Below are 12168 nucleotides of genomic sequence, written 5' to 3'. Positions count from 1 at the left end.
GTTTTTTTGTTTCAAACGGTTAGCCAAGAGGCGTTGCCTTTATATTACTGAAAGAGAATGAAAGTTTGAAACGGTGATCTGTGTCACATTAGGCTGTTGTACTAATGTCTAGTTGCAATAATTTGGCAATATCCGTGCGCTGGTCTACATTTCTTTTAGGCCAAGGAAAGGGATCTCGGCCTCAATGACCATGACAAGGAGTCTTCAATGAAAACACCATTCTATGCTTTATTACTTGCAACCAGTCTGAGTTTCCCCCTGTACGCCGGAGAGCCCACTAAAGACAAAACTTCACAAACGTCACCAGCCGGACAAGCACAGGTTCACCAAATCAATATTAATACTGCCTCGGAATCTGAGTTGCAGCTACTGAAAGGGATAGGAGAGGCCAAGGCCAAAGCGATTGTGGAATATCGCAGCAGCCAAGGAAAATTCAAATCCATTGATGAGTTGGCTCAGGTAAAGGGGATTGGGCCTAAACTGGTCGAACAGAATAAACATCTATTGGTACTTTGACCATAAGAGAAACACAAGCTTTTGTTTATCTTATGTTCACTTAAAAGCAATCGCGGCCAAACGGAGGTTATTTCCCTTGATCCAGACGAGGGCATGATGGATAATCCACGGCGTTGCAGCAAGGCTGCAAATCTGTGGTGACCCCAGGGTCCCCCCGCAATGATAACTTGTGAACCCGGCCAGGCCCGGAAGGGAGCAACCGTAGCAAGTGACTCATGTGCCGGGGTGTGGCTCTGGGGGAACCTCCAATTCCAAACCTTTTCAAATGGTTAGCTTGAGATAAACCTTGGTGGTACACAAGGTGGTCCACTTTGAGCTCGGCCAGAACATCATCCAGTCCTTATCTCTTCCTGTCCCGGCATGGTATTTGGTATGCCCGTGTAGTCGTTCCTGAAGACCGTAGAGATGCCATAGGGAAACGTGAACTCCGCAAGACACTTGCCACTAAAGACAAGCGCGAGGCTGTCCTGAGGTCTTGGGATGTGCTTAAGGCTCTGCATGCCTTGGCTAAAGGCAAAGCATCGGCGACACAATCCCCATCAGCCAGCTTGGAGTCTTCTCAAGGTCGTGCTGTGGTATCGGCCCCAGTCCCTCCTGAGATTCCCCCCGTATCCCCCCAGTTACCTAAGTTGAGCCAGATAGCGGATGAATACAGCCGGGAAAAGGTCTTGGGTGGTGCATGGTCGAAACATACTGAGAGCGTCAACCGCAAGACATTCAGAGACATGATTGCCTTGCTGGGCGACCTTAGGATTGACCAGTTCACCAAGGAGCTGGCTCAGAGGTATAAGCAGCACTACAGTGCCAAGACTGACCTGTCTGTCGCGACAATCAACAAGTACCTGACTCGGGTCACCGCCTTGTTACAGTGGGCCTCAGCTCACTATGTGACACCTGTTCACTATGGAACACCTAATCCCATGGCAGGAATGAGCATTCGTGTGTCGGCAAAGGTGAAGGTGTCTAAAGAGCGGGAGGCGCTGACTCCATTCCAAATCAAGCAGCTATTTCAAGCACTGCCCATAGGTAACGCTAAAAGGTACGCCTACAGGTACTGGGTGCCTCGGCTTGCGGCGTACACTGGGGCCAGAGTCGGGGAGTTGGCTCAGTTGTATCTGGATGATTTCACGGTAATTGATGGTCATCCGTGCATCCTTATCCGAGCCAGTCACCCAGACCAATCAATTAAGACCTCAAGCAGCGAGCGGGCCATCCCCATTCACCCTAAGCTGATAGCTCTGGGCTTCCTGCATTTTGTTGAGAGACAGCGAAGCCTAGGTCATCAGCGCCTGTTCCCTGAGTTGCCTAAACAGGAGGCTCGGGGTTACTCCCATGCTGTTTCTAAGTGGTTCCACAACTTCAAAAGGAAACTGGACTGGGGAGAGCGAGAGACCTTGCACGGTATACGCCATGCGGTGGCAACCCAGTTGAAGCGCAAGGAGTTTAGCTCTGATTTGGTCGCCGGGTTATTGGGGCATCCCCATGGCTCAATTACCTTCGACCGCTACGGGAAGGAGTACAAGGTAAACAACCTGCTCAGAGTGGTTGAGGCTCTGGATTGGGAGTAGCGCTTAGTGTCATTCAATAGCTTGGCAGTTGATAAAGCTAAATAGTTGATAGCAAAAGGTGTATGCCTTACGTCTAATGGCGATTAGTTAAGACAGAACGCTTGACGATCTAATTGAAAGGATCAAAATCGGAAGACCTTATGTCATCGGATTTTTTGTATAGAGAAAATGCCGTTCACACTAAGTGAACGGCATTACGCATCGTTGCGGACTTTTTTGTTTCTAAACCTCACTCAGTCGGTAGTGGTTGCTCTTTGATGAAGGTGGCAAGTATTGGATAACACAGGTGCGTAAAGAGAACCCTTTATTCGCCACAAGGTAAGAGGTAATTGGAGGGGATAAACGTGGGGTATTATATTTGTTGTAAACCACTTTTCCGATGTTGCGTCTTTAACAAATGCATGTACGATTGTGACAATAAGTACGATTCTACAACTGAAGTCTAGTCAAAAATCGGATGTGCGGTAAAGAAGTTATCGACATGGCCAAATAGTTTTATTAAATTACGCGCGCCTGGTTTTCTGCGATAGTTTTTGGGTCAAAATTTCTGTTCGCAGAGCCAGTTATAGCTCGGGTTAACTGATGAGTCAATATAATTTATCACTAAGCCAAAAGGCGACTGCTCTCAAACGTTTTGCGTCTTGAGGTTGGTTGGCTTTGAATATGTTTCGATAAAGTTGGTTTAACTGTTTTTTATGGGTTTTAAATAGGTCGTCAATATTTGTTACTGTTCAATAACAAGGTTTTCTTGCCAAGAGGTAAATGAAACTTGTTGTTTCAGTAAGCCTTATTTTAATGCAAGGCGAGCGAGTATTTAACACGAGTACTTTGTCAATAATCTCTAGAGAAACTAAATGAAGAAAAGTATTATTTCTATAATGGTTTTATCTGCGATGCTGGCAGGATGCAATAATGATGATTCATTGGGTGAGGTGCCACCTACGGAGGTTATTCCTCCGACAGATGTGGTTCCACCTACAGAGATCATTCCACCAATAACTTATATAGGTCAGCTCCAATCATCAGGACAACTCATTAAAGGTGAAGTGGACTGTAATGGGCAGCGAGTTATTGATGGTAGATTCGAAGTCCTTCAAGGGATTTCCTTTGACTGTCGTGTGGGCAATGTTGTTCTTGGTGAATTTACCGCTCCATTTCCGAATGAGACTCGTGATCAGATCCAAAATGGCAAGATAGAAACCTCTTTTGAACTGACTCGCCTGCACGGTAAGCGGGTCACTGAAGTCTTACAATCAATCGATGCTTGCGAGAATGAAGATGCAATCTGTTTAACAGAGATTGATTCATTTGATATCGAAGAAGTGTTTAGTCAAGGTCTAAGTGATGAAGTCATTGATGCCTACTTTGCCTCGAAAGAGGAGGCGGCCACGGACCAAGTCGGTAAGGCGCCAAGCTCTCACGTTGATAACAAAGTGACACCAGCGGTTGACGCAGATGCTGATAGCGATCTGAATGCAAAGTTTGTATCTGCTAATGCTGAGTCGAGCTACGCTTATAAACCAACTGCAGAAGGCAAAGTTCTTACCCGCAGTAAGCTGACGGATATAAATGGTCAACCTCTTGTTGGTGTAAGTTATTTCTCCGCAAACTCTATAGGTTTAACGGATGATAATGGTGAGTTTGAATACCTTTGGGGTGATACCTTAACCTTTGGTATTGACACTTTTGAATTTGGTAAGGTTGTTGGTAATAAAGTTGACTATAAGCTAACCGATGTAACGGATAATGATGTCACGAAAGCCAATATCCAGGCACTCATTGAGCGTTATGCTGTAAACTTGAATGGTAAGTTTGAAATTACCACAGAGATCAGGGATACGTTTGCTATGTATCCAAACGTAATTAATGAGCTTATCAACCTTTCACTGCCAAATGGCGGAAAGCTTGAGGGTTCTGACTTTAATTTGCCCAATGAGTTCGATGAACAGTTCAGTAAAGGTTTGACTGCCTGGATAGATCAAGAATTACGTCAGCCGATGGCATTCAGTTATTCGCAATCTCAACCACAGGTTTTTTCGTTAGATAATAGTAAATACGTAACTGAATCATTAAACGCCATTTTTCGCGATGTAAATACATTCCATGTATTTAATGATAACGGCAGTTTTTACGGTGCAACCGGTTATACTCGTGGCATGCGGGCATTGAATCTTTCCAATCGCGCGTTTCCTGTGATGATGCCGCGCTCTGATATAAACCGTGAACTTGATTTTGGTGAACCACAAGCGTGGACCCGCGAGGGGCGCCCTTATATCGCGACTTGGCCGGGTATTGATATGCCTGCGATTCCAACAGTGAGTAAAGACAACGCAACCTTTGGCTTCCCATTTGTTACAGCAGGTGAGATTGGCCAAGGTAAGATTGTGATGATGGGAAATGGATTGTACCCAAGCATTCTTTCATGCCCGGACAATTATTGGAATAACCGTTCTGTTAAGATCGACAGTTCGGCTAAGAGCTGTACTTCCACTAAGGTTGAAAACCCAAAGCATGATGACCATGGCAGTATGAAGCAGTTCTTTGTTAACTTGTTCCAGTGGTTTAATAATAATAACCCAACACAAGGTATCGCTATTGGTACTAACATAGATAAAGCATATTTTGCTCATGCCAATAGTGGCTTAGGGATGCAATATGACTTTTTTGTTAGTCCTGATTTTGGTTTTGGTGAGCTTACTCAACTGAGTAAAGGTAGCTTTAGCAATATTTCAGCCAAAGCCACCCCGATTTTGATTTTGCAGGCATATCCACCAAAACTGATCCAAGATGGGATGACAAATCAGTTCGTGGCAGATTTGGATAATCCGAACCTGACTCAAAGTGATGTTACTGCACTAATCAAGTATGTGAATGACGGCGGTAATATCTTGTTTATGGATGCCATTCAAACCGCAAACCCAGAGCCGATTGGCCGATTGGCCGATGCGGCGGGTATCTCTGTCGGCGGCCAAAATGTGACCCCGACAAATCAAGCATTTTGTGGCAGTTCTTATTATTGTCAGGAAGCCTATCCAAACCTGCATGTAAAAGGTGGTTCGGAGATGGTGGTTTTGGAGCGCTTTCAAGACCATGAGGGTAAGCAGCCATTTACTGTCAATCAGGATGGCACTGTCGAGTGGCTCAAAGATGAAACCAAGATCAAATTTGAGATCCCGACCTACGAGGTACCTAAGTTAAATGCCGACGGTAATCCAGAGTTTGATCCGCAGGGCAACCCTGTAATGTTGAAAAAACATGCTCGTATCTTTGTCAATACAGCTGAAGAACGTGAAGCGGCAATCGCAGAGCTTCAAGCTGCCTTTGAAGGCACGCCTGTGTGTAACAATGCCTACGAGTATGAGTTTAACTGTATTGAAACTCGTTCCGGGCATGGTTACACAGTTCGTGGTGCCTATCACCGGCCGGATTTTGACCGTTATGAAGTGAGTAAAGATGTTGTCGAAAGTATGGTGAAAGCCGCAAACCTGGGCGCGAACTTTACCGCATTATACAAGCATGAGCTTTACTACCGCACCAAAGGCAAACAAGGTAGTCGTTTATCAGCGACCGAGCTGAATCAAACTTACGATAATCTGGCGATTTGGATGTGGAATGACAACCCTTACCGTTATGAGACAGAAATTCAAGATGAACTGGGCTTTAAACAAGCGGTGCAGTTCCTGAACTGTTACACGGACGATAAGCATCAAGCTGATACCCAGGAAGCCAAATGTCCGCTGGATTTGAAAGCCTCCCTGGTCAGTAACGGCATGATCTATGGTGCTGGTGACCTAGAAGGTCAAATGAATCCCAGTTATCCATTGAACTATATGGAAAAACCATTAACCCGAATCATGTTGGGACGTTCATTCTGGGATCATGACATTGTTGTCGATACCACTCAATATCCGGGACGCACCCCCGGGGTGGTGTCTAACGGCACAGCTCACATTCAAACGGATGGTAACGCTGTCACCTACTCTGCAGGTAATAATCAATCCACAGGTTACTGGGCTCCTCAACTGCAAGAGGTGACCATTACCGGGGGAGTGGAAGCGACCATTACTGTCATGATGGCAGATGATCTAACGGGTAGGTCAAACCATGAGTTGGGTTTAAAGCGTCCACCACGGATGCAAACCAGCTACGACTATAATGGTGTACGTAAGTCCTTTAAAACGCCTTATGGTGGTTTGATTTATATTCAGCCTAAAGAGCAGGGGCTAGGCGAAGTTACCTTTAACCTGGAAGGAGTAGAAACCGCAGCATGGTGGAAGGAGGGGCAATGGATACACAGCCTGGAGTCCGCAACGGCACCTATTGCTGAAATTGATACCGAGTCATTTATTTACACTACGCCGGTACAGAATGTGCAGTTGATGAATGTCGATAAATTCGCTGCGGATATGAACCGTTTTGCTGAGGCAGCAAGCGATTTCTATGGTCGTGATGAAAGAACTGATGAAGGCCGGCATCGCCGCTTTACCTACACAGATCTGAAAGAGTTCCGTCATCGCTTTGTTAACGATATGCAGATCTCCATTGGTGCTGCGCACTCGGGTTACCCTGTGATGAACTCTGGCTTTAACGCCGATGCCACTAGTGTTCCAACCAATGCCATAAATGATTGGTTGCTGTGGCATGAAGTGGGGCACAACCTAGCTTCTGCTCCTTTTAATGCTCCCGGCAGTACAGAAGTTACCAATAACCTGTTGGCGTTGTATATGCAGGAGCTTGAGGGCCGTAATGACAATCCTCGAATGGATCGTATAGCGGCTGATATCCAAAAAGCGCCATTGTGGCTTGATGGCAATGCCGGTCATGCCTGGTCCCATGGTGATGCGGGGATGCGTTTGGTGATGTTCGGTCAACTTAAACTTTGGGCCAAAGCACACTTTAAAATTGATGACTGGTACTCAGATTCGGAGGATAAACCATCCATCTATGGTGCAGATGAAGGTTGGAATATGTTCAAGTTGATGCATCGTAAGGCTCGCGGCGACGTGCAAGGTGATAATGGCGGTATAAACTACTGTAGTTCACAGGCAACGGGCTTATCTAACGGTGATCTTATGATGGTATGCAGCTCATACGTGTCCGGTTACGACTTACGTGACTTCTTTACCACTTGGAATGTTGGTGAAACTTCTATGACCAACCCGGATGGGAGCAAAGTGTACAGTGGTGGGATCAGCCATAAAGGTCTTAGTACACTAGACCAACTCAAGTTGAGCAAGCCAACAAAGGATCCGCTGGCAGTTAACTCCCTCAATTAGGATATTTAATTGATTAACGATAAATCCCTCAACCTAGGTTGGGGGATTTTTATGCATTTTGATTACCTGAGGTGAACCAATCAAAATAGCGCAACGGAGTGCTGAGTGGCGGTTGCTGGTGCCGAATAGACAGATGCCGACAGGTTACTGATTAACGTCACGACTTCCAACGGATTAATCATTCACCTGCCCATTATTCTTTTGGTTACTCATCAAGGATATAGATGGCGCTCTGACAAGAGCCCCAAGTGCCTGACGGAAATTTTTTAGTTGCAAAAAGTCGGCCTCAAGAACAGAGGCCGATATTGTGCGGAAGTGATTTGAAATGTAGAAATTAAGCTAAAACTTATCTCTGGAACTGATAAACACTGCCGAGTTTCATTATCTGAGTCAGTTCATCCAGTGCGGTACGGGACTCGACTAGCAATTGTGGGTCGGCCAAGTCTGCGGGTAACAAGCGATCGCGGTAGTGTTTGTCCACCCAGGCGTTGAGGCGAGTAAACAGGTTATCGTCGAGCAGAACGTGCTGATTGATGGCTGCCAACTCGGCATCATTCATAGCCACCCTCAGGCGAAGGCAAGCTGGGCCACCACCGTTTTGCATGCTTTGTTTAACATCAAAGTATTCAACTTTCTGAATTGGTGTATCCAGAGTCAGCAATTCATCCAGGTAGGCTTTTACCGCTGGATTCTCGGCACAGTCGGTTGGCGCTATGATAACCATCTTGCCGTCACTCATGCTCAATAGCTGAGTGTTAAACAGGTAGGATTTGACCGCATCCTGAATACTGACTTTGGCGGTCGGTACTTCAATGAAATGGATATCACCTTCCAACTTGGCGCGGATCTCTACCAGCTTGGCCTTGGTATCGACAAAGGCCTGCTCGTGATGGAAAAGCACATTGCGGTTACCGACAGCGATCACATCATTATGGAATACGCCTTGATCTATCACCTCAGGATTTTGTTGAATAAAGACAGTGTTGTCTTCATCGAGACGATGTAAACGGGCGATTGCCTGCGAGGCTTCCAGCGTTTGTCTGGCGGGAAACTTCTTCGGTCTTATGGCCTGAGGGTTGGTAGCTTCCTGGCCGTAAACAAAGACTTCGACTCCGGCATGACCATATTCCTGACACAGGCGGGTGTGGTTGGCAGCGCCTTCATCACCAAAACTGCTGTGTTCCGGCAGGTGCTGGTGGTGTACAAAATAGCGACTGTCGCTGAAAATGGCCTTGAGAATGTTGCCCGTGGTTTGCGGCTCGATTGAGCGATGCAACTTATCCACCAGGTTGGCCGGCGTAAAGTGCACGCGGCCATCATGGGTATCGGCACTTGGGGATACGGTTGCCGCATTGGCGGTCCACATGCTGGAAGCACTGCAACAGGCTCTGAGAACAGCAGGTGCCTGCGCGGCTGCCTTTTGCAACACTTCTTTATCCGTGCCACTGAAGCCTATTCTGCGCAGTGTATGTAGATCAGGGCGTTCTTGCGGCGCCAGAATGCCCTGGACCATCCCCATGTCGGCCAGGGCCTTGGCCTTTTGCAAGCCCTGTTTGGCCGCCGCCTTGGGGTTGGCTGCCTGGGCGGCATTGTTCAGGGAGGCGACATTGCCGAACGACAGGCCTGCATAGTTGTGGGTGGGGCCCACCAATCCGTCAAAATTCGCTTCAAAATGCTTCATTGCTTGTCCTTTTGGGGTATTTGAGGTTGTTATAGAGGCCCAATCCAGGCCTTGGACTGGCTCCAGTATACTTGAGCCCCAAGGCTTCACAAGTCGACCAGGAAGGCTGCAAAAAGTGCTTTTTCATCACAAATGCATAACTATTACTTGCTTGCCGTGAAATAATGAAATATTAGTTTTTAATTACGCAATATTATTTTGTACAATTTTTTAACCCTGCTTAAAAATTGAGTCGCCGGTACACATAAAAGAGGGATTAACTTGAAAGTCCGTGGACAACCCTCTATATATGGTGCCAATTTTCACCGTTCTGAGATCGTTTGGCGCAAATCACACTATGGGTAAATCGCTAGTTATTGTCGAATCGCCGGCCAAAGCCAAGACTATCAACAAATATCTTGGTAAAGAATTCATCGTTAAGTCGAGTGTGGGTCACATACGTGACTTGCCGACTTCCTCCTCCGCCGACGCCAACGGCAAGGCCAAAAGCGCCGCTGAAGTGCGTAAGATGTCACCTGAAGAAAAGGCCAAGTACAAGAAGGTGAAAGAGAAAAAGGCTCTGGTTGCCCGTATGGGGGTTGATCCTGAGCACGGCTGGAAAGCCAACTACCAAATTCTGCCTGGTAAGGAGAAGGTGGTAAAAGAACTACAAGCGCTGGCCGATTCTGCCGATGAAATCTATCTCGCGACGGATTTGGATAGAGAAGGGGAAGCGATTGCCTGGCACCTGCAGCAGGTAATAGGCGGCGACAATTCGCGTTATAAGCGGGTGGTGTTCAATGAGATCACCAAGAGCGCTATTCAGGATGCTTTCAGCAAACCCAGTGATCTTGACAACAACATGGTCAATGCTCAGCAGGCGCGGAGATTCCTCGACCGAGTTGTGGGCTTTATGGTTTCGCCACTGCTGTGGAAAAAGGTCGCCAGAGGCCTTTCTGCCGGGCGGGTTCAGTCGGTAGCCGTGCGTTTGGTGGTTGAGCGGGAAGCCGAGATCAAAGCCTTCGTGCCGGAAGAGTTCTGGGATCTGCATGCACAATTGGCGACTGCTACCGATGATGCCCTGACCATGCAAGTGGTCAAGCAAAACGGCAAAGCATTTGAGCCGGTTAATGAATCTCAGGCGCTGGCCGCGGTGGCCGCACTGCAATCGGCCAGTTATGAGGTAATTGGCCGCGAAGATAAGGCCACTCAAAGCAAGCCCAGCGCTCCCTTTATTACCTCGACACTGCAACAAGCAGCCAGTACCCGTCTCGGCTTTGGAGTGAAGAAGACAATGATGATGGCCCAGCGTCTCTATGAGGCGGGTCATATCACTTATATGCGTACCGACTCTACCAATCTGAGCCAGGAAGCGCTGGATAACGTCAGAACCATGATTGCCAAAGAGTTCGGCGACAAGTACCTGCCGGATGCACCGATTCGTTATGGCAGCAAAGAGGGCGCACAAGAAGCTCACGAAGCGATTCGCCCTTCAGATGTCTCTGTGCACGCTGCGTCACTGACCGACATGGAGCGTGACGCTCAGCGGCTCTATGAGCTTATCTGGCGCCAGTTTGTTGCCTGTCAGATGACTCCTGCTCAATATGATGCCACCAGACTCACGGTCAAGGCCGGTGAGTTTGAGCTGAAAGCCAGCGGTCGCACCCTGAAATTCGATGGTTGGACCCGGGTACAATCTGCCGTCAAGCGCAAGAATGAAGAAGAAGTCACTCTGCCATATCTGGCCAAGGGCGATAAACTGGATCTGAAACAACTGGATCCCAAACAGCACTTTACCAAGCCACCGGCGCGATACAGTGAAGCCTCTCTGGTTAAAGAATTGGAAAAGCGTGGCATAGGTCGCCCCTCTACGTACGCCACTATTATTTCCACCATCCAGGATCGTGGTTATGTGAAGGTGGAAAACCGCCGTTTCTACGCCGAGAAGATGGGTGAAATCGTCAGTGAACGTCTGGTGGAAAACTTCTCCAACCTGATGAACTATGACTTTACCGCCGGTATGGAGCAGACCTTGGATAACGTCGCTCAGGGGCAACTCGACTGGAAACAGGTGCTTGATGGCTTCTACAAAGATTTTACCAAGCAGTTGCAACATGCTGAGCTGCCACCGGAAGAGGGCGGTATGCGCCCCAACCAGATGGTGCTGACAGATATAGCTTGTCCTACTTGTGGTCGCCAAATGGGGATCCGAACTGGTACTACTGGTGTGTTCCTGGGATGTTCCGGCTATGAGCTGCCACCCAAAGAGCGTTGTAAGACCACGCTGAACCTGACTCCGGGTGAAGAAGCGATTAGCGAGAGTGAAGATGCCGAAACCGAGGCACTCAGAGCCAAGCATCGCTGTGGCATCTGTGGTACTGCCATGGATAGCTATCTGTTGGATGAAACTCGCAAGCTGCATGTTTGTGGTAACAATCCTGCTTGCCCTGGATATGAAGTCGAGAAGGGACAGTTCAAGCTCAAGGGCTACGAAGGCCCTGTAATAGAATGTGACCGCTGCGGCAGTAATATGGAGCTAAAGAACGGTCGTTTCGGTAAGTATTTTGGTTGCACCAACAGTGAGTGCAAAAATACCCGTAAGCTGCTTAAAAATGGTGAAGTGGCGCCGCCTAAGGAAGATCCTATTCCCTTACCTGAGCTCAAGTGCAGCAAGTCAGACGCTCATTTTGTCTTGCGTGATGGGGCTTCAGGCATCTTCCTGGCTGCCAGTACTTTCCCGAGATCCCGCGAAACCCGTGCACCATTGGTCTCTGAGCTGGTGGAGTATCGCGAGTTGCTGTGGCCCAAATATCAGTTCCTGGCCGATGCGCCGGTGAAAGATGATGAAGGTAATCCGACTCTGGTGAAGTTCAGTCGCAAGACTAAAGAGCAGTATGTGGCCAGCGAAGTTGACGGTAAGGCTACCGGCTGGGTTGCTCATTATCGTGATGGCAAGTGGTTTGCTGAAAACACCAAGAAAAAGAAAGCCAAGAGTTAAGTTTCAGGTAAAGACCTGAGTTAAGAAGGCCCTGCCGTTGCAGGGCTTTCTTGTTTCCGGAGGCCTATGTTTGGTCGTCATTGGAAACAACTGTTACCCGCTTGGATTATTCAAGATGGATTTGGCAGAGAGGTAATCGGAGAATAGAGT

At 47.7% G+C, this 12168-nt stretch carries 5 protein-coding genes, 1 other RNA gene and 1 pseudogene; 6 read left to right on the top strand and 1 reads right to left on the bottom strand.

The window, feature by feature from the left end; all coding sequences use genetic code 11:
• Positions 1–207: 207 nt before the first annotated feature.
• The 5 genes and pseudogenes from SIL79_RS18970 (at position 208) to SIL79_RS18955 (ending at position 7360) form a co-directional block, all read left to right on the top strand.
• Positions 208–516 carry a ComEA family DNA-binding protein gene (locus tag SIL79_RS18970; RefSeq protein ID WP_039033902.1) on the top strand — a complete coding sequence of 103 codons (309 nt, stop codon included), beginning with the start codon at positions 208–210 and terminating at the stop codon, positions 514–516.
• A gap of 143 nt (positions 517–659) precedes the next feature.
• An RNA gene (gene ffs, locus SIL79_RS18965) (signal recognition particle sRNA small type) lies at positions 660–756 on the top strand.
• A gap of 71 nt (positions 757–827) precedes the next feature.
• Positions 828–1007 (top strand): annotated as a pseudogene (locus SIL79_RS20715) (DUF6538 domain-containing protein); the annotation flags it as partial.
• Between the two features lie 138 nt (positions 1008–1145).
• The gene (locus SIL79_RS18960) at positions 1146–2084 is read left to right on the top strand and encodes a site-specific integrase (RefSeq protein ID WP_144361117.1); all 939 of its coding nucleotides are present in this window, start codon (positions 1146–1148) and stop codon (positions 2082–2084) included.
• Positions 2085–2938: 854 nt separating this feature from the next.
• Positions 2939–7360 carry an SslE/AcfD family lipoprotein zinc metalloprotease gene (locus SIL79_RS18955; protein ID WP_319619885.1) on the top strand — a complete coding sequence of 1474 codons (4422 nt, stop codon included), beginning with the start codon at positions 2939–2941 and terminating at the stop codon, positions 7358–7360.
• Between the two features lie 346 nt (positions 7361–7706).
• Here the strand turns inward: SIL79_RS18955 and astB are convergent, their stop codons facing one another.
• Positions 7707–9041, bottom strand: coding sequence for an N-succinylarginine dihydrolase (gene astB / locus SIL79_RS18950; protein WP_319619884.1), 1335 nt, complete (start codon positions 9039–9041; stop codon positions 7707–7709).
• Positions 9042–9378: 337 nt separating this feature from the next.
• Between astB and topA the strand changes: the two genes are divergently transcribed.
• Positions 9379–12018 (top strand): type I DNA topoisomerase, encoded by a 2640-nt coding sequence (gene topA / locus SIL79_RS18945; protein WP_039035873.1) that lies wholly within the window; start codon positions 9379–9381, stop codon positions 12016–12018.
• The last annotated feature ends 150 nt before the right edge of the window (positions 12019–12168 follow it).

Origin of the sequence: Shewanella indica (genome assembly GCF_033842865.1) — a bacterium.
Classification (GTDB): Bacteria; Pseudomonadota; Gammaproteobacteria; order Enterobacterales; family Shewanellaceae; genus Shewanella; species Shewanella indica.
Note: the sequence above shows the minus strand (reverse complement) of the source record. Positions and strands in the feature narration are given on the sequence as shown.